Below are 21,042 nucleotides of genomic sequence, written 5' to 3' on the forward strand. Positions count from 1 at the left end.
CCGCCCGCACCTTTTGTTCGGTCAGTCGGCCTGCTTCGCGGGGCGCGCCGAGAGCACCACACCTCCCGTCTCCTCGAAGGCTGCCGCGATCGACGGCGGCGGCGTCTTGTCGGTGATCAGGCCGTCGATCTCCGACAGTCCGCAGACCCGGTACGGCGCGACCTGTCCCAGCTTGGAGGAATCGGCGAGGATGTAGCTGCGCGAGCTGTTCGCGATGATGGTCCGCCGGATGTCCACCTCGTCGAGGTGGAAGTCGGTCAATCCGGTGCGCGCATCGACCCCACCAGACCCGAGAAAGGCGATGTCGGCATAGACGTCGGCGAAGAAGGCTTTGGCGTGGGCGTTGGAGCAGGCCAGGTCACCGGCGCGGACCCGGCCGCCGGCCACCAGCACCTCAATGCCGGGGCGGTCGGCCAGTTCGACCGCCACCGGGAGCGACGGCGTGATCACGGTCCCGGTGAACGAGCGCGGGATGGCCCGGGCGACGGCCACTGCGGTGGTGCCGATGTCGATGACGACGGTCTGACCGGTCTGCAGCAATCGCACCGCGGTCGTGGCCATCTGGGCCTTGGCCTGGTGGAAGGTCAACGACCGCTCGGTGAAGGACGGTTCGGATCCGCGCCGGTCGGCCACGGCCGCGGCGCCGCCATGAACCCGGCGGATCGCGCCCCTGTCTTCCAGCAGGGCCAGATCCCGGCGGATGGTTTCCGCGGAGACGCTCAACAACCGGACCAGGTCGTCGGTACTCACCGCCGACGCGGCGCTGACCGCCTCGATGATCGCCTCGTGACGTTCGATGGGCAGCACGTCACATGACCGAAACTGTGGATTTCTGCCTGCGCATGACTGGTAGTGTGGGGTGTTGTGGAGGCGTCGTCAACCCGACGCACCAACGATCGGCATGATGGAGGGGTGGACCCCCTCACGCAGATCGGCGACAGCCCGCCCGGACCGGCGGTGGGCGCGTTCTTCGACCTGGACGGCACCCTGGTGGCCGGCTTCACGGCGACCGCCCATGCCAGCGACCGCATCCGTCGTGGGCAGGCTCGGGCCGGTGAGGTGCTGGGAGTGGTCGAAGCCTCGGTGCGCTACAAGCTGGGCCGCATGCAGTTCGAGCGGCTACTCGATCGGGCCGCGGGCTACCTGCGCGGGGAATCCCTGGCGGACCTCGATGAGATCGGCGAACGGCTCTACGCCGAGCAGGTGGCCAACCGGGTGTACCCGATGATGCGCCAGATCGTCGCCGCGCATCAAGACCGCGGCCACACCGTCGTGCTCAGCTCCTCGGCGCTGACCATCCACGCCGAACCGGTGGCCCGGGCACTGGGCATCACCAACGTCGTCTGCAACACCTTCGAACTCGACGAGAACGGCCTGCTCACCGGGCAGGTGACCAAGCCGATCGTCTGGGGCCGGCGCAAAGCCGCTGCGGTGCAACGGTTCTGCGAGACCCACGAGGTGGACCTGTCGGGCAGCTACTTCTACGCCGACGGCGACGAGGATGCCCACCTGATGGCGATGGTCGGTCAGCCGCGGCCGGTCAACCCCCGCCCCGGCCTGGCGGCGAAAGCGGCCGCCCACGACTGGCCGGTGCTGCACCTGTCGATTCCCGGCCGGCCCGGCGCGACGGCCAACGCCCTGGGCCACCTGCCCGCACTGGGGCGGGCGGCGATCGGAGCCGCGTTCAGTTCGCTGGCGCTGCGGACCCGCCGGGGCTCCCGGAGCTGACTACGGCAGCGCCCGGTGCGGCACGTCGGTGATCAGACCACCGTCGACGACGTATTCCGAGCCGGTCGAGAAGGACGACTCGTCACTGGCCAGGAACACGATGAAGGTCGCGACCTCTTCGGGCTTGCCGGGGCGGCCCAGCGGGGCACCGACCATGTCGTCGGGAAAGTGCTTGGTCATCGGGGTGCGGATGAAACCCGGGTGCACCGAGTTGACCCGGATGTTGTCCGCGGCCAGCTCGAGGGCGGCCGACTTGGTCAGGCCCCGCAGGCCCCACTTGGAGGCAACGTAGCTGTGTACCCAGGACGCGCCGCGCATGCCCTCAATGGAGGAGACGTTGATGATCGATCCGCCGCCGGCGGCCTTCATGGGCTCCAGTACGGCCTTGATGCCCAGCATCGCGCCGGTGAGATTGACGGCCAGTACCCGGTTCCACTTCTCGACGTCGATCGACTTCAGTGGTGAAACCTGCACGATGCCAGCGTTGTTGACCAGGACATTGACCTTGCCGAACGCGCTGACGGCGGTGTCGACGGCGGCCTGCCACTGCTCGGGGTCACTGACGTCGAGGTGGATGTAGCGGGCCGCGTCGCCGAGCTCCTCGGCCAGCTGCTCGCCCTTCTCGTCGAGGATGTCGGCGATCACCACCTTGGCGCCCTCGGCGACGAGCATCCGCGCGTCAGCGGCACCCATCCCCTGCGCGCCACCAGTGATGATTGCAACTTTGTCGTCTACGCGTCCCATGACGCGACAGGCTACCTCAGCGACAATTCGGCGAAATAGAACCTGTTCCAGTTTTGCCGCCGAGTGCGCATACTGGGTCGACACCATCACCGTCGCGAGGAGAACGAATGGCTATCCGCGTCGCCCATATCGGCACCGGAAACGTCGGCCGGCTGGCGCTGGCCGAACTGATCAGCAACCCGGGTTTCGAACTGACCGGGCTGTGCGTGTCGGCCGACGAGAAGGTGGGCAAGGACGCCGGTGAGCTGGCCGGGCTCGACGTGACGACCGGGATCCTGGCCACCAAGGACCTCGACGCGGTACTGGCCACCGCTCCCGAGTGCGCGGTGTACTGCGCGATGGGCGACAACCGGATGCCGCAGGCGATGGCCGACGTCTACACGATCGCCGCCGCCGGCATCAACGTCGTTGGCACCGCCCCCGGCGTGCTGCAGTACCCCTGGGGTGTCATGCCCGACAAGTACATCAAGCCACTGGAAGATGCTGCGCACCAGGGTAATTCGAGTATCTACATCAACGGTGTCGACCCGGGTTTCATCACCGACCTGATCCCGCTGGCGTTCGCCAGCACCTGCGCAAGCATCCAGCAGGTCCGCTGTATGGAGATCGCCGACTATGCCACCTACGACGGGGCGACGGTGATGTTCGACGTGATGGGCTTCGGCCAGCCACTCGACGAGGTCCCCATGCTCTTCCAGCCCGGCGTGCTCAGCGTCGCGTGGGGCTGCGCGATCCGGCAGCTGGCCGCCGGCCTGAACATCGAGCTGGACTCGATCACCGAGAGCTACGAGCGCGAGCCCGCACCCGAGGCGTTCGACATCGCCGCGGGTCACATTCCGAAGGGCGGCGTGGCTGCCGTCCGTTTCGAGATCAAGGGCATGGTCGGCGATCACCCGGTGATCGTCGTCGAGCACGTCACCCGGGTTCGCGGCGACCTGCGGCCGGACTGGGCGCAGCCGGCGCAGGAGGGCGGTTCCTATCGGGTGGAGATCACCGGGGAGCCGTCCTACGTCGTCGACATCTGTCCGACGAGTACCAAGGGCGACCACAATCACGCCGCCATCGCCGCCGGTGCCGCCCGCGTGGTCAACGCGATCCCCGCCGTGGTCGCCGCACCGCCCGGTCTGCGCACCACCCTGAACCTGCCGCTGGTCTCCGACGTGGAGTTGTTCACGGCGCCCTAGCCGCCGGCGGGTTTCGCCTCTCGGACGCCGGGGTAGTCAGCGCTGCGATTCGTCGAATCGCCCGACGACGTGCCCGAGGAGAGACAGACGTGACAGTGAAGCGGTTGGTCCTGCTGGTTGGTGTGGTGCTGTTCGTGGTGGGTGTCATCGCGCTGCTGGTGCCGGTATCCACCTCCGACGGCAATGGCGGAAGCATCGGGTGCGGCAATGCGGTGTCGGCCGATCTGTCAGCGGCGCGGGAGGCCAACAGCAAGACGGTCGCGAACGTCCCGATTCTCAATCAGGTTGTCCCGCACGCCGATTACGTGGCCCAGTGCCAGTCGGCGGTATCGCAGCGCCGGGCCTGGTCGATCCCGGTCACGGTGATCGGCGTCCTGGTGGCCGGCGGCGCACTGCTGGTGGGCGGCCGACGCGGCGTCTCAGCGACCTAGGGACGGTACCCGGGCACCAGCACGGTGCCCGGGTAGTTCACGTAGTACGACAGGCAGGTCGGGCTGTGCCGGCAGGCGATCAACGCGCCCGCGTCCGGCGCGGCGCCGATGACCTGGCCGCCGCGCGACGGCAGGTTGCAGTTCACCACGTAGGGGTTGAGCGGGACGATTCCGTTGACGCACCCCTGTGGTCCCGCACTGGCTTCGGCCTGCGGCGGGGTGAGCGTCTCGGAGGCGGCGGGCACGAGCGGCACACTGAGTGCGGCGGCGGCCGCGGCGACTGTCAGGATCCGGCGGGTTCTCGGGCGACGAACCATGATGGCCCCATTCGTTGATCGCATGCTCTGCATCGAGCACACCCTCGACGGTACTCCTCGACGCGTGCCGCAGGGATCCACCTGGGCAGATAGGCATTCGTGGGCTCCATGGTGGGAATACCTGGACTGGACGCCGTCGCGGCGTACTAAACTAGAACACGTTCCAGTCGCCTACCGCCCGCTGTAAGGAGCCGCTCATGCACACTCCCCTTTGCGATGAGCTCGGTATCGAGTTCCCGATCTTCGCCTTCACCCACTGTCGCGACGTGGTCGTGGCCGTCAGCAAGGCCGGTGGCTTCGGCGTCCTCGGCGCGGTCGGGTTCACCCCCGAAGAACTCGAGATCGAACTGAACTGGATCGACGAGAACATCGGCGACCACCCGTACGGGGTCGACATCGTGATCCCCAACAAGTACGAGGGCATGGACGCCAACATGTCCGGTGACGAGCTCGCCGACATGCTCAAGAAGATGGTCCCCCAGCAGCACCTGGACTTCGCGAAGAAGCTGCTGGCCGATCACGGCGTGCCCACCTCCGACGCGGACTCCAACGCCCTGCAGCTGCTCGGCTGGACCGAGGCGACCGCCACCCCCCAGGTCGACGTCGCGCTGCGGCATCCGAAGGTGACGCTGATCGCCAACGCGCTGGGCACCCCGCCGGTCGACATGATCAAGCACATCCACGCGGCCGGCCGCAAGGTCGCGGCACTGTGCGGCTCGCCCGCCCAGGCCCGCAAGCATGCCGCGGCCGATGTCGACATCATCATCGCCCAGGGTGGCGAGGGCGGCGGCCACTGCGGCGAGGTCGGCTCGATCGTGCTGTGGCCGCAGGTCGTCAAGGAGGTCGCACCGCGACCGGTGCTCGCTGCCGGCGGCATCGGCGCCGGGCAGCAGATCGCCGCGGCGCTGGCGCTGGGCTGCCAGGGTGCATGGTCCGGTTCGCAGTGGCTGATGGTCGAGGAGGCCCACAACACGCCGGTGCAGCAGGCCGCCTACATCAAGGCCAGCAGCCGCGACACCGTGCGCAGCCGCTCGTTCACCGGCAAGCCGTGCCGGATGCTCAAGAACGACTGGACCGAGGCATGGCAGACGCCCGGGAACCCTGAGCCGCTCGGAATGCCGTTGCAGTACATGGTGTCCGGGATGGCGGTGGCCGCCACCAACAAGTACCCCAACGAGACGGTGGACGTCGCGTTCAACCCGGTGGGCCAGGTCGTCGGTCAGTTCACCAAGGTCGAGAAGACCTCGGCGGTGATCGAGCGCTGGGTGCAGGAGTACCTGGAGGCCACCGGCCGGCTCGAGGAGATCAACGAGGCGGCGGCGGCCGTCTGAGGACGGACCACACCGGCCCGGTCGGCTGCGGCTCAGCCGGCCGGGTTGAAGGAACTGCCGTTACCCCACTCACCGGAGGTCAGATACCCCGGTTGCCAGCCCTGCGCCCCCAGGCACAGCATCGGCAGGCCGTCCGGCGACTGGGCCGCGGACTGCGGGCCCGGGCAGGGCGAGCCGACGGTCTGCACGCCGTAGAGCTTGTAGGAGACCACCCACGCACCGGCGTCTGCCGGCGCACGGTCCATCCCGAACGGCGACTGATTGGGAATCCAGTGACACGCCAACGGCTCGCCGCCGGGTCCGCGCCCGAAGATGAAGCGGTCGAAGTTGTAGCACGGGGCGCTCAGGTAGGCCTGGTAGTTGGTGCCGGGGGGATCGCCGGGGAAAGGACCGTGCGGCTCGTCGGCCCCCGCGGTCGGGGCCATACCCATGGCGGCGCCGGCCACAGCGGCTGCGGTAACGATCTCGCGGAACATATCCACCCTCACCAGTCGCGGGTCACCGGGCCCTGTGCCCCGAGGCCCTCGGTGGTGAGCCTAACGGGTGAGAGTGGGTGGCTTCGGGGGAAACCGCAAAGGCGCGCAGGTGAACCCCGGGTGTCCGGTGCGGCGTTGATACGCTTCGGCGGTTGGCCGTGGGGGACGAATGGGCCGACGGAACGGGGAGGTCGCTGCTGACTGTTGTGCGCGGCGGATGACGCCGCGCCGGACGCGGCCGATCACAACGCGATCGGGGCGCGGCATAGGGTGGTGCTGACCGCGGCCGCCGCGATCGCTGCCGCAATCGGTTGTCTCCGATGACGGGTGCTGGAGACACCGCCACCACTGACATGATCAAGGAGTCGACTCGATGACAGAGGCCCAGTTCCGGGTCACCCAGCCCGCGGATGGGACGGCACCCGTCGTCGCCGCCTCCGGGGACGTCGATCTGGCCAACGTCGCGCAGTTCCAGGAACTGATGAGCCAGGCAGCCGCGGACGCGCCCGCGCTGACCGTCGACCTGACCGAAGTCAACTACTGTGACAGTGCGGCCGTGCGCGCCTTGTTCGCCGTGGCCGCCAGCACCGAACTCACCATGATCGTGTGCGCCACCGGACCCATCACCACGCTCCTGGGGATCTCGGGCCTGGACCGAGTTGCCACCGTCATCACCAAGGAGTGAGACGCACCGTGCCTGTTCCGTCGTTCCATCCTCGTGAAAACACTGCTCACAGTGAACTTTTCGACCGCATCCTGGAACGTGTGCACCGCGACGTGCCCGATGCGCTCAGTCTGGCGATCACCGTTCACGACCACCGCCTCTACGAGGGCATGACCGTGGTGGCCGCCTACGGCCTCGGCCGTGAGATCGTCGAAGCCCAACTGGGCGGCCTGGGCGGGCCCGTCATGGACGCGTTCACCCATCAGGTTCCCGTGCTCACCCTGGACCTGTGGTCCGACGACCGCTGGCCGGAGCTGGACTTGGCGGCGATGCAGGCCCGTGCGCCCGAACATGACGAGGCACTGCACCGCACCCACGGCGCGGTCGCCGTTCCCGGTGTGTGGGAGGCCGACGGCACTGTGGTGTTGTCAGCCACCCTGGATCGTCCCGCCACCGCCGGCACGGTCAACACCCTGATCGGGTACGAGCAACTGGTGTCGGCGGCGATGATCACCGCAGGTACCCAGGACGGCACGGCGGTCGCCGACATGATGGCGGTACTGCAGTCCCGCGGGGCGATCGAGCAGGCCAAGGGCGCCATCATGGGCGCCCTGGGCTGCGATGCCGAAACCGCTTGGGCGACACTGCGGCGCGCCAGCCACGAATCCAATGTCAAACTGCGGGTGCTGGCGGTGGCGCTGATGGAACAGATCAGCGGCTCGCCGGCCGAACAACCCGATGTCGGTTCCCCCATCGTCCCGGACGAGACGGCCCGCAGGGCGGCGCAACTGTTGTGGGCGGTGCTCACCCACGCCCCGAAGCCCGGGTCAACCGGCGGCTGAGGCCGGCATGTCGATCGTCGTCGTCACCGACACGATCTGCGGGTCCGGCGGCGCCGAGGAGAACCCGAAGTCGACGGCGGGCAGCAGCGGGGCCAAGCCGCCGAGGTCGCGGCGGCCGAACGTGCCGCAGGCGCCCACGATCCGTCGGGAGCGCCGCACCCCGTAGTACTCCCGACGGCCGTTGCCGGCGCTGCCCGCGGTGCGCACACCCGGAACGATCAGTGCGGCAACCGGATTGATGGCAGCAAGCCACCAGGGTGCGATGGCCAGTCGGCCGGGCACCAGCCGCAACAACCGATCGACCGGGGCCGCGGCACCGATCCGCGCGGTGACCTCCAGGCCGGGCGCGCTGACGGTGAGCCGGTCCGCGGCGAGGTCGGCGGCCACCGCACCGAGCTCGATCCGGTCGAACTGGTAGGTGGCCGCGACGAAGTCGGCGACCTGTTGGCTGGGGGCCAGCAGGATCCGCTCGTCGTCGGGTGTCTGGACCATCACGTCGGCGAAGGAGCCGAATGGCGAGACGGGCCAGCGGCCGATGACCAGGCGGACGCCGGACTCGGTGCCCAGCCCGGCGATGTGTCCGGTGAAGACGAGACGTTGCCCCTGCACCACATCGAGGGTAGCGATCGGCGGGTGCTTGCGGGCACGCCAACTGACGGGCGAAACGCCGCCGGGGCAGCGCCGAAAACCCGCCCCGAGGTGGTTCGCTTAGGGGTGTCACTCGTCCCCGCCGGAGGAACACCCATGTCGGTCCACGCCCCGCTCGATTCCGATGCGCACCCACGCCGCGGCAGCCGGCTGTGGGCGGCAACCGGCGCGGGTGCGGTGCTGGCCGCGGCCGGTGCGGTGGTCGCGGTGACGATCACCGCCGGCTCCCCCGACACCCTGCCCGTCGCCCAGGCGGCGCCGTCCACCACGTCGACATCGTCGACCACATCGGCGCCGGCAACGACGTCGGGCAGCGCTGCCGCCACAACATCGGCTTCGGCCTCGGCTTCGGCCGCACCGACCTACAAGCCGGACAGCAAGGGCTACGCCAACACCAAAGCCCGCTGCGACGACACCCAGACGGTGATGGCCTACGGCCGCACCGAGCGTTCGCTGGCGGTGATCTGTGTGAACCCGGACGGCAAGCTGGAATACCGCGGCCTACGGTTGCGCGACGACGCCGCGATCCAGGTGTCGGCCAGCCGCGGCGCCGACGGCACCATCATCGCCGACAACGACGGCGTCACCTACTCCATCTCCCCCACCGTGTTCCTGGTGTCCGAGGGTGACAGCGTCATCTACCGCGACTCGTGGATCGAGTTCCAGCAGCCCGGCTTCTCCGGCGAGCGCACCTCGTCGGCCAGCACGGCGGCAACCGCCACGACGAGCCCCACCGCCACCGTGAGCACCACCACCGTCACGGTGACGACATCGGTCACCGCGACGACCTCCAAGTCCGGTAACTGACCGCCGCCCAGGTGGGCATAGAACACGTTTCAGTTGTGAGTTTCTTCAAGGCGCCAACGAGGCCTCCGGTCGTGGTGTAGGCATGGATCATCGGGCACTAGATGACTTCGTGTGGAGGTGCGCTTTTTATGCCCAGTCCGAACCTGCCCCCTGGTTTCGACTTCACTGATCCCGATCTGAACAACCAGCGATTGCCTGTCGAGGAGCTTGCCGAGTTGCGCCGGGTTGCCCCGATCTGGTGGAACGAGCAGCCGCCGGGTGTCGGCGGTTTCGACGACGACGGGTTCTGGGTCGTCACGAAACTCAAAGACGTCAAAGAGATCTCGCGGCGCAGCGACGTCTTCTCCAGCCTGGAGAACACCGCGCTGCCGCGGTACCCCGATAATGCCGCGGTGTCGCACAAGGACACCGGGCAGTTCGTCCTGCTGAACATGGACGCACCGCATCACACCCATCTGCGCAAGATCATCTCGCGGGCGTTCACCCCCCGCGCGATCGAGACGTTGCGAGCCGATCTGGCCCGGCGCGCCGAGACCATCGTCAAAGCCGCGGCCGCCCAGGGCTCCGGGGACTTCGTCGAGCAGGTGTCCTGCGAGCTTCCGCTGCAGGCCATCGCCGATCTGATGGGGGTCCCCCAGGACGAGCGCAAGAAGCTGTTCGACTGGTCCAATCAGATGGTCGGCGAAGCGGATCCGGAGTTCGCCCGCAACGACCCCCAGGGCGCTGCCGGCGAGCTGATCATGTACGGCATGCAGATGGCCGCCGACCGGACGGCCAACCCACGCGACGATCTGGTGACCAAGCTGGTGCAGGCCGACGTCGAGGGGCACAAGCTCTCCGACGACGAATTCGGGTTCTTCGTCATCCTGCTGGCGGTGGCCGGCAATGAGACCACCCGTAACTCCATCACCCACGGGATGACCGCCTTCACCGACTTTCCCGAGCAGTGGGAGCTCTACAAGCAGCATCGCCCCGCGACCGCGGTGGACGAGATCGTCCGATGGGCCACCCCGGTCACGTCGTTCCAGCGCACCGCCCTGCGGGACACCGAACTGAGCGGGATGACGATCAAGAAGGGGCAGCGGGTGGTGATGTCCTACCGCTCGGCCAACTTCGACGAGGAGGTGTTCACCGATCCGTTCTCGTTCAACATCTTCCGCGATCCCAACCCGCACGTCGGCTTCGGCGGCACCGGGGCGCACTACTGCATCGGCGCCAACCTGGCCCGGATGACCATCGACCTGATGTTCAACGCGATCGCCGATCACATGCCCGACATCACCCCGCTGACCACACCGGAACGGCTGCGCTCGGGCTGGCTCAACGGCATCAAGCATTGGCAGGTCGACTACACCGGTGCGAGCAGGACCGCAGCCACGGCCGGCGATACAGTCGGGGCGTGACCGATTCCTGGACACTGACCGCCGCGGACGGCGAACTACAGATCCGGACCGATGTCGGCGGTCCGGCGGCGAAGATGGGCCACCGCCTGACCATCGCGATGGCAGCCTGGCAGGCGAGCGTCGAGTGGCGCGCCGGCAAGCCGGTGTCGGCCGACCTGGTGGTCGAGGTCGACTCCCTGCAGGTGCTCAAGGGCGAGGGCGGGGTGACCCCGCTGTCGGGTCCGGAGAAGGTGGTGGTGCGCACCAACGCGCTGAAGTCGTTGGACGCCAAGAAGTATCCGCAGATCCGCTTCAGCGCCGACAGCATCGCCAAGACGGCAGCCGGCTACCGGATGACGGGCGAGGTCCAGATCCACGGCACCACCGAGCCGCAGACCGTCGAGCTGGCGGTGGCCGACGACGGCGGGGTCTGGGTGATGACCGCCGAGGTCGCCGTGCGGCAGTCCACGTTCGGGATCAAGCCGTACTCGCTGCTGATGGGAACGATGAAGGTCGCCGACGACGTCACGCTGCGCTTCACCGCCCGGCATCCGACCTAGCACTGGTATGACCACTTGACCAATGATGTGCGGCCCGGCATGCTGAACTCATGCGCGGGATGACCCTGGCCGATGCGGCACACGAGTTCCTGCGCCATCGGACCCCCTGGATCCTCGGTGGCGCACTGGCCGCGGCGCTGATCGCCCGGGTCACCGTCGGCGACTGGCAGCCCACTGACATCCTGGTTCCGGTGGCGACGGCGGCGGTGTTCCCGTTCTTCGAATGGCTGATCCACGTCGTCGTCCTGCACTGGCGTCCGCGCCGGGTCGGCAGGTTCGTGGTGGACCCGATCCTGGCCCGCAAGCACCGCGAGCATCACGTCGCACCCCGCGACATCCCACTGGTGTTCATTCCGCTGCAGTCGCTGATCGGCGCACTGTTCTCGGCCCTGCTGATCGCGCTGCTGGCCTTCCCCCGAACCGCCATGGGGCTGACGTTCCTGGTGACCATCCTGGCCTTCGGCCTGCTCTACGAATGGTGCCACTACCTGATCCACACCGATTACAAGCCCAGAGGCGTTGTCTACCGGGCGATCTGGCGCGATCACCGGCTGCACCACTTCAAGAACGAGCACTATTGGTTCGGCGTCACCACACCGGGAACTGCCGACCGGGTGCTGCGTACCTACCCCGACCCGGCGCAGGTGCCGACCTCACCGACGGCCAAGAACCTGCACGCCGCGGTCGACGTAGCGCGTTAGGCGTTGATGACGACCGGGTCGCCGATGTTGACCTGGTCGAAGTACCAGGCGGCGTTGTCCGGGCTGAGGTTGATGCAGCCGTGGCTGACGTTGGCATAGCCCTGGGATCCGACCGACCACGGTGCCGAATGCACGTAGACCCCACCCCAGGTGATGCGCACCGCGTCGGCGACGGTGAGCTTGTAGCCCTCCGGGTCACTGAGCGGGATGCCGATGGTGCGGGAATCCATGACGACCGAGGCCTGCTTCTCCAGCACGGTGAACGAACCGACCGGCGTCGGGTGCTTGGGCTTGCCCATCGAAGCAGGCATCTGGCGGACGACCTGACCGTCGATGCTGACGGTGAAGGTATGCGCGGAGATGTTGGCCACCCCGAGCACGGTGGCGCCGGTGCCGAAACTGCGCGGGACACCGCCGGCCATCATGGTGATCTGGGAATGAGCCGGCCAGTACTGGTCGGGCACCCACTGCACCACGTTGTCGTCGAGCCACTCGTAGCGCCCGGACAACTGCGCCGGAGCGGTCACCGTGATCGAGCGTTCGGCGGCCGACCGGTCGGCGACCGGACCGGTGAAGGTCACGACGATCGGATGCGCCACTCCGACGACCTGCCCGTTGGTGGGCTGGACCGAAGCGACCGTCACCCCGCCGAACGACGGGGCCACCGAGGCGCTGCCGACCGGGGCGGACACGGTCAGGGCCAGCACCGCGATTCCCGCGGCGGCAAGTGCTCGACGTACTGCTCTGACCATTGGCTCCCGTCCTCGTGGAGATCAGCAAAGTCACAGTCTAATTCCTGGCCGCGCATCGGGCCGGGAACGTGCGCGGTACGTGCCATAACGTCAGAATGCGGACGCCGCACACCTACCACGTAGATCTATCAGCGAAACCAAGCCGGTCGTTACCCGGCAGCTATCCGTTGCCGTCGCGCAGACCGGACAGCCGTTCCAGGATCCGGGTCCGCAGCGACGGCTTCTCGGTGGACACCGGCGGGACGGTCGGGTCGGTGGCCGCGGGCGCCGGCGCAGGCGCGGCCGGATCGGCGACGGGCGGCGCAGCGGGCACGTCGGCGGGAGCCTGGGCGGGCACCGCGGCGGCGGGATCCTCGGTCATGGCCACCTCAGGGGCGGGGTCCGGGGCGACCTCGGGGGCGGGCGCGGGAAGCGGCACCTGCTCCGGCTCCGGCGCCGGGGCCAGCTGGGGCGGCGGTGCCACGGGCAGGTTCACCGGCTTGACGACGGGCGTCTCGGCGGTGGTGACCACGGGGCGGGCGGTGCTCACGGCGTCGCCCGTGGGCAACACGGCCAGGCCGACGGCGGCCGAAGCCGACACCACGAATGTCAGAACCCCGCCGATCAGCATCGCCACCGGCGCGCTCTGCGCCAGCGGGCGCCGGCGCTGCGGGCGTTCCGGCACGACGAACAGCGGATCGTCGAACAGTCCGACGCTGTTCACCGAGGCCAGCGCGGCACCACGGGCCAACGCCAGTTCGGCCTCGGCCGGCGCGAACACCGGGATGCCCAGCACCTGCTCGAGTTGCCTGGCGATCTGGTCGAGTTCGTCCCCGGAGCCCAGCAGTACCAGGCTGTCGGCCTGCCAGCCGTCGTGCGCCAGGACATCGGCCAGCCAGCCGATGAGGTCCTGCTCGGTCTCCAGTTCGTAGCTCACCACACTGTTGGTGGTGTCGGTGACGGTGTCGACGACGAGCGCGACGACAGCATCCGGTTCCACCACGCACACCGCGGTGACCTGCGAATCGATCACCTGGCCGATCCCGCGCGCGAACGCCTCGGTGGCCTCGGGCAGCCGGATCGGCACGACATTGTGGAAACCGGAGTCGGCCAGCCAATCGAGCAACAGCGAGGCTTCGACGGCCGCGTCGTCGCTCCACGTCACGCCGATGGATTGCAGCTGCTGCCCGCCGGCGATGGCCTGGGTACGCAACAGCGCTTCGGCCACGAATTCCGAGGTGGTCACCGGGCTGTACCCGCCCCGACGAACCTCGAACGCGTCGTGGTTCTTGGTCGCCCCGTCGCCTCCGTCGCCTTCGACCAGAACCAGCCCCACGGTGGTCGGTGTCATCGACAGACCCAGGACGGTGTCCAAGAAGCGCTCCTCTCCCGACCCACGTCCGGCGCCTGCCGCACCAGGCACCGGGGCGCCGGGCTGCGATACTGAGTGCGTCGGAAACGCCAACCGCGCCAACGCGGGTATTTCGACCTCCGTGGAGCCTACCCGCAGTGACGTATACCGGCGAATGGCCGCGGGGCGGCAACGAGCGGGGCTCGATCCGATAACGCTGCACAGCTCAGTCGTCGCCGGCGCCGCTGCGGCGCCGGCGAACCGAACCCGATCAGACGCTCGCGGGCGCGTGCTCGTTTCGCGGCAGTGCCGTCACCATCGGGGTGTCGACGCCAACCGGACCGAAATCGCTTGCGCTGCCAGGGCTTCCGATCGGGGCGTCACGGCCGGGCAGGACCTCGTTGAAGAAGGCCGCATTGTCGGCGAGGAACTGCTTCTCCTCATCCGGGAGATCGGATTCGAAGTAGATGGCATCGACCTCGCAGAGGATCTTGCAGGCGCCGCACTCGACGCACTCCTCGGGGTTGATGTACATGGTCCGGTCGCCCTCGTAGATGCAGTCGACCGGGCATTCCTGCATGCAGGCCTTGTGCTTGACGTCAACGCACGCACTGGTGATCACGTAGGTCATGACCGCAAGTCTATCTGTAACCGTTCGTACCAGACACGGATACAAGGCCCGGCACGCCGGGGACCAAAGACCCCAATTTCCCGGGACGAATGATGTTCGGTGCAGGTCAGGGGCTTACGGGCGCAACTCGGGGGTGATATCGACCCAGCCCGTGGTGTCCAGCCGGTGGTCGGTGACGTTGCGGCACTCGCCGTAGATCTGCATCGTGCCGCGGGTCGAGGTGTCGTCGTTGCGGAAGTAGATGATCGTGACGCCCTCGCGGGTCAGCGCGCGCCCACCGGGGTGGCGGTTCGGCGGCAGCGCCTCCTGCCAGCCCTCGGCCCGCATCGCTGCAGCGATCGCGGCGAAGAACTTCGGCGTACCCATCACCCCGGGAACATCGAAGTTCAGGTAGATCGCACCCTGATACGGCGGGTCGTCGGCGTTCTGGCAACTCATCAGCAGATAGGTCCCCGAGGCACCGGACAGCCGCCCCGCGGACACGATGTCGCGGGCCGGGCCGAGCACCTGCGCCTTGGACTGCACGTCGGTCATTGGATGGGCGACCGGCTCCACCGCCGCCCCCCGCGACTCCCGGAAGGTATGCAGCACAAGGTAACTGATACCGAGCACCAGCGACATCCCCAACGCCGCCGCGATCAGCAGGATCGCGGGCCCAGAGCGCAGGGTGCTCGACGTGGACATCAGCTGGGCGGCGTGCAGCTGTACGGGTGCTGACCGGAGAAGTGCACGGCGGGCATGCCGTCGACATAGGTGTAGTCCACACCGGAGGTCCAGGTGGTGCCCGGAACCACCCACGGCGGCACACCGGCCGGGTAGGCGACGGTGACGTCCGAATAGAACAGCACGTGCCCGGGGCACCCCGGCTCCTGGGCTGGCAGCGGGTTCCAGGCGTGCACCACGATCGGGTTGGCCAGGCGCGGCCCCTGGGCGCAGTTCGGCTGGCACTCGACGGCGTCGTCGGTCCCCGTGCCGCGCGCCCCATCGGCACCCCAGGCCGTCCACGTCATGTTCTCCATGACACTGGTCGCGTCGCAGCCGTACACCACCCGCTGCGGCCGCTCCGCAACGGGCTGGCTGGGGTCGTAGCAGAACGGCAGGAGGTACTGGGTGCTCTCGGCGGAGGCGGATCCGGCCGAGAACGCCAGCGCCGACACCGCCCCCACCACAGCGAACGCGCGCATCATCGGCGGATGCTAACACCGGATTGAGGACCAACGGCCCTGCCGCTTGCGCCTTTGGACCCGCGACTACCGCCGGCCCGACCGGATACCGTCGAGACGGACATCGCGTGAAGGCGCACCAGGGGGATGCGACGGCGATGCACCCGATTGGTTCACCCGGGGGGAGGCCAAGGGCTGGCTGCGACCACTTCTAGCCCTTGGCCAGGGTGAACTGGCAGATGTCGGTGTAGCCGTCACGGAAAAGCTCGGCGCAGCCGGTCAGATACTTCATGTAGCGGTCGAAGACCTCGCGGGACTGCAGCGCCACCGCTTCTTCCTCGTTGGCAGCCAGCGCGGCGGCCCAGATCTCCAGTGTCCTGGCGTAGTGCAGACGCAGCGGGTGCACCCGGGCCACCTCGAAGCCGGCCCGGGTGGCGTGCTCCTCGACCAGCCCGACGCTGGGCAGCCGCCCGCCCGGGAAGATCTCGTCCATGATGAACTTGAAGAACTTCAGGTGCCGCATGGTGATGGGCAGGTTGCGCTGGCCGAACTCGTCGGTGGCGCCCTGAACAATGGTGTGCAGCAACATGATTCCGTCAGACGGCAGCAGGTTGAAAGCGCGCTCGAAGAAGGCGTTGTACCGGTCGTAGCCGAAGTGCTCGAAAGCGCCGATCGACACGATGCGGTCGACGGGCTCGTCGAACTGTTCCCAGCCCTCCAGCAAAACCTGCTTGGATCGCGAACTCCCGGATTCGTCGAACAACTGCTGGACGTGCAGCGCCTGATTCTTGCTCAAGGTCAGACCCACCACATTGACGTCGTACTTCTCCACGGCGCGCAGCATGGTGGCGCCCCAACCGCAGCCCACGTCCAACAGGGTCATCCCGGGCTGTAGCCCCAGCTTGCCCAGCGCGAGATCGATCTTGGCAATCTGGGCCTGCTCCAGCGTCATGTCATCGCGTTCGAAGTACGCGCAGCTGTAGGTCTGGGTCCGGTCCAGGAACAACCGATAGAAGTCGTCGGACAGGTCATAGTGGTGCTGCACGTCGTCGAAGTGCGGCTCCATATGGGTGGTGTTTGCGGGCGTTTTCGACAATGGTGTGTCCTGTTCTTGCGTCTCGTACCGACCCACCCCCGCGAGACCGGCCGCACTCCCCTCGTGTCGTACCGGGCCGAGTTTACGGGAGCCCGTAGCCTCGCCCCAGCCGAGCAAAGTGCTTGTCAGGGGTTTGTCAGCTTTCTCGTGGATCGCGGATAGTGTTGTCGCGTCCGTAAATTGGATTACCGTCGTCGTCGAGCCAGTCGTTGACCGCAGTACCGCTCACGGTGTTGTCCGAGCCCGGCAGCACGACGGTCGGCCGGTCCTCGTAGGCCCTGGCCATCTCTTTGGCCTTGGCTTTGGCCTCGTCATTCGGTTCGATGTGACCGGCGCCGTCGGGGTGTCCGGCGGCCTGGGTGGAGCCGTCCGAGCTGTTCACATTCGCATCCGTTCTGCCCTGCTGGAACGCGCCTCGTCGTGGCGCGGTACTGGATTGCCCGAATGTGTGACCCACGAAACACGATCGGTTCGGCCAGCAACGATCGGGGCGGGTTGCTGCCATCTGGGTCACTTTTCAGGCAGAGTTGAGTCATGGACGCACAGCATCCACTCCGTCGCGATCACCGCCTGCCGGCGGTACTGGCCGCGCTCGTCCTGGTCGGAGGCCTGTTGGCGGCCCCGGCCCAGGCGACCCCGATTGGTGCGCCGCCACAGGCTCCGCTGGATCAGTCCGCCGTGATGGGCCAGGTCACCCCGGGCCTGGTGGACATCAACACCGCGCTGGACTACCAGGGTGCGGTCGGCGCGGGTACCGGCATCGTGCTCGACCCCAGCGGCGAAGTGCTCACCAACAACCATGTCATCGAGGGCGCCACCGAGATCAAGGCCACCAGCCTGGCCAACGGTCGCACCTACCCCGTCGACGTCATCGGCTACGACCGGACCAACGACATCGCCCTGGTGCGACTGCGTGGTGCCACCGATCTTCCGGTGGCGGCGTTGGGCACCTCGTCGTCGGTGGCCGTTGGCGACCCGATCGCGGCGATCGGCAATGCCGGCGGCGCGGGCGGCGCACCCAGCTACGCTCCGGGGACCGTGACCCAGATCGGCGCCTCGGTGCGCGCCTCTGACGAATCAGGCGGCGGCGCAAGGGAACTCAGTGATCTGATCCGCGTTGCGGCCGATGTCCGGCCTGGCGATTCGGGTGGCCCACTGGTCAACAGCGCCGGTCAGGTGGTCGGCGTGAACGTGGCTGCCACACTGACATACCGGATGGGCGGGGTCCGCGGCGGCGAGGGCTTCGCGATCCCGATCGACCGCGCGCTCGGCGTCGCCAACCAGATTCGCACCGGGGCGCCGGGTATCCACGTCGGCGATACCGCGTTCATCGGTGTCGGCATCGCCGACGCCAACGACGGGGGCGGCGCGGTGGTGCGCCAGGTGCTCGCGGACACCCCGGCGCGCCGCGCCGGCCTGATGAGCGGTGACGTGATCACGGCGGTGGACGGTGTGCCGATCAGCTCGGCTTCCACTCTGTCCGACGTGATGGATGCCCACCACCCGGGCGACACGGTGACCCTGAGCTGGCTCGACCGCACAGGCGCCCCGCGCAGTGCGCCGATCACGCTGGCCAGCGGCCCGGTGGGCTGACCGGCGCATGAGAATGAGGCTGACGGTCCTGGCGACCGCGATCCTGACGACGACACTGGCGGCGGTCCCCGCAGCAGCCGCGGACCCCGGCGACCCGCTGCACGACCTGATCGACGCGGCGGCGCAGCGGCTTGCGACCGCGGATCCCGTTGCAGCCTCGAAATGGCTGAGCGGCGGGCCCATCACCGACCCAGCCCGCGTCGGGCAGGTGCTGGACCAGGTCGCGGCCGAGGCCGTAAAGGGCGGTGTACCAACCGATTACGCCAAGAGGGTGTTCACCGACCAGATCAACGCGACCGAAGGCATCCAGTACAGCCGCTTCGCCGGGTGGAAGTTCGACCCCGCCACCGCGCCATCGGTGGCCCCGGACCTGTCGGCGTCACGCGCGGTGATCGACGGGCTCAACCACCGAATGGTGGACCAGATCGGCGCACAGTGGCCGGTGTTGCAGTCACCGCAGTGCGCGGCCGACCTGGCCGCCGCCAAAGCCGCCGTCGCCGCCGAACGCGGCCTCGACGACCTCTACCGAGCGGCCCTCGACGTGGCCACCCGGTCCTATTGCCCGGCAGGCTAGTCGGCCGGGTGCGGGTGCCCTAGATACGGGAAGACGTCGAGGGTGTCGGTGTGCGGTGACAGCCCGGTCGGGGGGCAGTCGCCCTTGGTGAGGAAGGCCAACCGGTAGTTGATGACGTCATCGGTGAACACCCGGCCGTTGGGATACGTCGCGGGCTTCGACGGGTTGTAGGTCAACATGTCCGGCAGGGTGCCCTCGGTGTCGATCGCCTCGATGGCTTCTTCCCGGGTGTAGTCGCCGGTGTGCCCCATCAGGTGGATGAACTGGCCGATCCAGCGCTCCCGGTCGTGGATCGGCTCGCTGGCGTTGTATTCCTCTTTGGTCTCGTCGGTGTTGAAGAAACTGCTGACCGACGGGTGCCCGGCCCGGTCGACGTGGACGAGTTCGCCGTCGCGCCGCAGGCTGCAGCGGCCCCAGATCCGGATGTCGGGATCGGCACCGAGCTGCGCGGTCGGCAGCTCGATGGCGATGGAGAAGACGTTGGCCTCGGTGTTGGAGTCCACCCCGGTCCACGGGGAGGTGCCTCCGAGATGCGGTGCGGTGAAGTTGCGGCCGCCGGTGATGTCGAAGAGATTCTTGATCCCGTCGAAGTCGAAGAAGAAGGCGTCGCTGCGGGCCCCGGCGAAGAACGTGATGCTGCCGGACTGCACGACGTTGGGCGTCTGCCCGAATGACACCTGCACACCGGAGAAGATCTTCTCCCCCACTGCTTCCGGCGATTCCGCTTCGTCGTCGACGGCCATGAACACGTCGACGGTCTGCGCACCGTCCTGCGGCTCGGAGAAGACGAAGCTGAACGCGATGTCGTTGCGCAGGTCGCCGTCGTTGTCGATGGCAAGCCGGTAGATGGCATCCGGGTGCAGCGCATCGGCATTCGGGTTGGCGTTGAGAATCAGCACCGTGCGCTCCGGGTCGGCTGGCGACGGGAAGGCATACAGATCACACAGATCCAACCGCTGATCGCCCAGCGGCGGACCCAGGCTCAGTCCGGTGAAATGATTCGACATCGACAGCTCCTCATGGGCAGTTCCGGTATCAACAAACCTACCGTGCACTCGGCACTGTGCCCGATCAGTTCTGGCGCGGCAACAGTTCTTGGACGAAACGGTCGATGAATTCTTCGGCGGGGGTGGCGCCCAGCGGTCGGATCACGAACTTGGTCAGGCCCGCGGCGATCATTCCGTCGAGCTGGCGGTGCAACTGCGCCCAGTCGGCGGCCAGCAGATCGGCGGGGTCGGCGTCCGGCCTGCGCGCCCGCACCGCCGCGATCACCGGCTCGGGCACGTCACCGTCACCGACTGCCAGGCTCAGACCGAAGTGGTCCGGTTCGATGCGGCGGCCCGCTGCGGCGGCCTCCCGTTCGATGGCCACCCGCGCGGCGCCGGCCTCCGCGGGAGTCAGGAAGCTGCCCAGCCAGCCGTCGGCCAGGCGACCGATGCGGCGAAACGCCGCCGGCGCCGACCCGCCCAACCAGATATCCACCGGCGTCTGCGGACTGATACCTAGGGTCGCACCCTGTACCTGGAAGAAGCGACCGTCGAAGGTCACCTCCGCACCGCCGAGCAGTGCCCGCATGAGCTCGAGTGCCTCGTCGAACACCGCGGCGCGCTGGCCGGCGGGCACCGGGAAGAGGCCGCGTTCGGCGGCGTTGGCCGGTCGCAGCCCGAACACCGGCAGCACCCGTTTGGGGCCGAGCGCAGCCAGCGATGCCAGCTGTTTGGCCACCAGGACCGGGTTGCGCCCCGGCAGGACGGCCACCGATGTGCCCACCTTGAGCCGGGAGGTGCGCCCGAGCGTGAAACCCATTCCGGCGAACGGGTCGACGGCGTCGGTATAGACCAGTTCGGAGAACCACAGCGAGTCGACGCCTGCTGCTTCGAGCCGGTCGACCAGGTGCGGCAGTGCGTCGACGGCGGTGCCGGTACCCAGGCTGACGCCGAACCGGATCTTCACCTCACCCACGCTAGCCGGTGACGTGACCCCGACGCACAGCCGATCCGCAGGCGACACAGGCACGCGGTTCCCGCTTTTCCCGGTACGCGGCACCTACGCTGAGCGTGTGACTGGTGTGACGGGTGGGACTAGTGC

General features: G+C 68.1%; 25 protein-coding genes and 1 pseudogene. 12 read left to right on the plus strand and 14 right to left on the minus strand.

Going from position 1 to position 21,042, the window contains the following annotated elements:
- Nucleotides 1-21 precede the first annotated feature (21 nt).
- Nucleotides 22-807, minus strand: coding sequence for a DeoR/GlpR family DNA-binding transcription regulator (locus G6N35_RS06985; RefSeq protein WP_163803595.1), 786 nt, complete (start codon nt 805-807; stop codon nt 22-24).
- A 105-nt stretch (nt 808-912) separates the two neighbouring features.
- Here G6N35_RS06985 and G6N35_RS06990 point away from each other — a divergent pair, with 105 nt between their 5' ends.
- Nucleotides 913-1,728, plus strand: a complete 816-nt coding sequence (locus G6N35_RS06990; RefSeq protein ID WP_163803596.1) for an HAD family hydrolase — start codon at nt 913-915, stop codon at nt 1,726-1,728.
- On the opposite strand, the gene G6N35_RS06995 is transcribed toward G6N35_RS06990, so the two are convergent.
- On the minus strand, nt 1,729-2,472 hold the full coding sequence (locus tag G6N35_RS06995) for a glucose 1-dehydrogenase (RefSeq protein ID WP_163803597.1): 744 nt from the start codon (nt 2,470-2,472) through the stop codon (nt 1,729-1,731).
- A gap of 107 nt (nt 2,473-2,579) precedes the next feature.
- Here G6N35_RS06995 and G6N35_RS07000 point away from each other — a divergent pair, with 107 nt between their 5' ends.
- Both G6N35_RS07000 and G6N35_RS07005 read left to right on the plus strand, forming a co-directional pair.
- Nucleotides 2,580-3,656, plus strand: coding sequence for an NAD(P)H-dependent amine dehydrogenase family protein (locus tag G6N35_RS07000; protein ID WP_163803598.1), 1,077 nt, complete (start codon nt 2,580-2,582; stop codon nt 3,654-3,656).
- Between the two features lie 89 nt (nt 3,657-3,745).
- On the plus strand, nt 3,746-4,087 hold the full coding sequence (locus tag G6N35_RS07005; RefSeq protein WP_163803599.1) for an aminopeptidase: 342 nt from the start codon (nt 3,746-3,748) through the stop codon (nt 4,085-4,087).
- On the opposite strand, the gene G6N35_RS07010 is transcribed toward G6N35_RS07005, so the two are convergent.
- Nucleotides 4,084-4,404 carry a hypothetical protein gene (locus G6N35_RS07010; RefSeq protein ID WP_163803600.1) on the minus strand — a complete coding sequence of 107 codons (321 nt, stop codon included), beginning with the start codon at nt 4,402-4,404 and terminating at the stop codon, nt 4,084-4,086. The genes G6N35_RS07005 and G6N35_RS07010 overlap by 4 nt on opposite strands.
- 197 nt (nt 4,405-4,601) lie before the next feature.
- On the opposite strand from G6N35_RS07010, the gene G6N35_RS07015 reads away from it, so the two are divergent.
- Nucleotides 4,602-5,735 carry a nitronate monooxygenase gene (locus G6N35_RS07015; RefSeq protein WP_163803601.1) on the plus strand — a complete coding sequence of 378 codons (1,134 nt, stop codon included), beginning with the start codon at nt 4,602-4,604 and terminating at the stop codon, nt 5,733-5,735.
- 32 nt (nt 5,736-5,767) lie between these two features.
- Here G6N35_RS07015 and G6N35_RS07020 read toward each other — a convergent pair whose 3' ends face one another.
- The gene (locus G6N35_RS07020) at nt 5,768-6,211 is read right to left on the minus strand and encodes a hypothetical protein (RefSeq protein ID WP_163803602.1); all 444 of its coding nucleotides are present in this window, start codon (nt 6,209-6,211) and stop codon (nt 5,768-5,770) included.
- A 373-nt stretch (nt 6,212-6,584) separates the two neighbouring features.
- On the opposite strand from G6N35_RS07020, the gene G6N35_RS07025 reads away from it, so the two are divergent.
- Both G6N35_RS07025 and G6N35_RS07030 read left to right on the plus strand, forming a co-directional pair.
- Nucleotides 6,585-6,896: an STAS domain-containing protein gene (locus G6N35_RS07025; protein WP_163803603.1), complete on the plus strand. Its 312-nt coding sequence runs from the start codon at nt 6,585-6,587 to the stop codon at nt 6,894-6,896.
- 80 nt (nt 6,897-6,976) lie between these two features.
- Nucleotides 6,977-7,717 carry an ANTAR domain-containing protein gene (locus G6N35_RS07030; protein ID WP_246224242.1) on the plus strand — a complete coding sequence of 247 codons (741 nt, stop codon included), beginning with the start codon at nt 6,977-6,979 and terminating at the stop codon, nt 7,715-7,717.
- Here the strand turns inward: G6N35_RS07030 and G6N35_RS07035 are convergent.
- Nucleotides 7,703-8,326 (minus strand): hypothetical protein, encoded by a 624-nt coding sequence (locus tag G6N35_RS07035; protein ID WP_170313115.1) that lies wholly within the window; start codon nt 8,324-8,326, stop codon nt 7,703-7,705. The two genes, G6N35_RS07030 and G6N35_RS07035, sit on opposite strands and share 15 nt — an antisense overlap.
- 135 nt (nt 8,327-8,461) lie before the next feature.
- Between G6N35_RS07035 and G6N35_RS07040 the strand changes: the two genes are divergently transcribed.
- The 4 genes from G6N35_RS07040 (at nt 8,462) to G6N35_RS07055 (ending at nt 11,815) form a co-directional block, all read left to right on the plus strand.
- Entirely contained in the window at nt 8,462-9,172 is a 711-nt protein-coding gene (locus tag G6N35_RS07040) for a hypothetical protein (protein WP_163803606.1), read from the plus strand.
- Nucleotides 9,173-9,300: 128 nt separating this feature from the next.
- Complete coding sequence (locus tag G6N35_RS07045; RefSeq protein WP_163803607.1) at nt 9,301-10,575, plus strand: cytochrome P450; 1,275 nt, start codon at nt 9,301-9,303, stop codon at nt 10,573-10,575.
- Nucleotides 10,572-11,114 carry a YceI family protein gene (locus G6N35_RS07050; protein WP_179967323.1) on the plus strand — a complete coding sequence of 181 codons (543 nt, stop codon included), beginning with the start codon at nt 10,572-10,574 and terminating at the stop codon, nt 11,112-11,114. Before G6N35_RS07045 ends, G6N35_RS07050 begins: the two co-directional genes overlap by 4 nt.
- Nucleotides 11,115-11,164: 50 nt before the next feature.
- Complete coding sequence (locus G6N35_RS07055; RefSeq protein WP_163803608.1) at nt 11,165-11,815, plus strand: sterol desaturase family protein; 651 nt, start codon at nt 11,165-11,167, stop codon at nt 11,813-11,815.
- Here G6N35_RS07055 and G6N35_RS07060 read toward each other — a convergent pair.
- The 7 genes and pseudogenes from G6N35_RS07060 to G6N35_RS07090 form a co-directional block, all read right to left on the minus strand.
- Nucleotides 11,812-12,567 carry a L,D-transpeptidase gene (locus G6N35_RS07060; RefSeq protein WP_163803609.1) on the minus strand — a complete coding sequence of 252 codons (756 nt, stop codon included), beginning with the start codon at nt 12,565-12,567 and terminating at the stop codon, nt 11,812-11,814. The two genes, G6N35_RS07055 and G6N35_RS07060, sit on opposite strands and share 4 nt — an antisense overlap.
- 160 nt (nt 12,568-12,727) lie before the next feature.
- Nucleotides 12,728-13,921 (minus strand): DUF7159 family protein, encoded by a 1,194-nt coding sequence (locus G6N35_RS07065; protein WP_163803610.1) that lies wholly within the window; start codon nt 13,919-13,921, stop codon nt 12,728-12,730.
- Between the two features lie 247 nt (nt 13,922-14,168).
- Nucleotides 14,169-14,528, minus strand: a complete 360-nt coding sequence (fdxA, locus tag G6N35_RS07070) for a ferredoxin (protein ID WP_163803611.1) — start codon at nt 14,526-14,528, stop codon at nt 14,169-14,171.
- A 114-nt stretch (nt 14,529-14,642) separates the two neighbouring features.
- Nucleotides 14,643-15,212 (minus strand): lipoprotein LppJ family protein, encoded by a 570-nt coding sequence (locus tag G6N35_RS07075; RefSeq protein ID WP_163803612.1) that lies wholly within the window; start codon nt 15,210-15,212, stop codon nt 14,643-14,645.
- Nucleotides 15,212-15,715, minus strand: a complete 504-nt coding sequence (locus G6N35_RS07080) for a hypothetical protein (protein ID WP_163803613.1) — start codon at nt 15,713-15,715, stop codon at nt 15,212-15,214. Before G6N35_RS07080 ends, G6N35_RS07075 begins: the two co-directional genes overlap by 1 nt.
- Nucleotides 15,716-15,902: 187 nt before the next feature.
- Nucleotides 15,903-16,757 (minus strand): cyclopropane mycolic acid synthase family methyltransferase, encoded by an 855-nt coding sequence (locus G6N35_RS07085; RefSeq protein ID WP_170313166.1) that lies wholly within the window; start codon nt 16,755-16,757, stop codon nt 15,903-15,905.
- Between the two features lie 211 nt (nt 16,758-16,968).
- A pseudogene (locus G6N35_RS07090) lies at nt 16,969-17,169 on the minus strand (hypothetical protein); the annotation flags it as partial.
- Between the two features lie 152 nt (nt 17,170-17,321).
- On the opposite strand from G6N35_RS07090, the gene G6N35_RS07095 reads away from it, so the two are divergent.
- Together G6N35_RS07095 and G6N35_RS07100 are read left to right on the plus strand one after the other, a co-directional pair.
- Complete coding sequence (locus G6N35_RS07095) at nt 17,322-18,380, plus strand: S1C family serine protease (RefSeq protein ID WP_163803615.1); 1,059 nt, start codon at nt 17,322-17,324, stop codon at nt 18,378-18,380.
- A 13-nt stretch (nt 18,381-18,393) separates the two neighbouring features.
- The gene (locus G6N35_RS07100; RefSeq protein ID WP_163803616.1) at nt 18,394-18,954 is read left to right on the plus strand and encodes a chorismate mutase; all 561 of its coding nucleotides are present in this window, start codon (nt 18,394-18,396) and stop codon (nt 18,952-18,954) included.
- Here the strand turns inward: G6N35_RS07100 and G6N35_RS07105 are convergent.
- Nucleotides 18,951-19,961, minus strand: coding sequence for a DUF4331 family protein (locus G6N35_RS07105; protein WP_163803617.1), 1,011 nt, complete (start codon nt 19,959-19,961; stop codon nt 18,951-18,953). The genes G6N35_RS07100 and G6N35_RS07105 overlap by 4 nt on opposite strands.
- A gap of 64 nt (nt 19,962-20,025) precedes the next feature.
- On the minus strand, nt 20,026-20,907 hold the full coding sequence (locus G6N35_RS07110; RefSeq protein ID WP_163803618.1) for a TIGR03854 family LLM class F420-dependent oxidoreductase: 882 nt from the start codon (nt 20,905-20,907) through the stop codon (nt 20,026-20,028).
- Between the last annotated feature and the right edge of the window lie 135 nt (nt 20,908-21,042).

This window comes from Mycolicibacterium anyangense (assembly GCF_010731855.1).
In the GTDB taxonomy this organism is placed as follows: domain Bacteria; phylum Actinomycetota; class Actinomycetes; order Mycobacteriales; family Mycobacteriaceae; genus Mycobacterium; species Mycobacterium anyangense.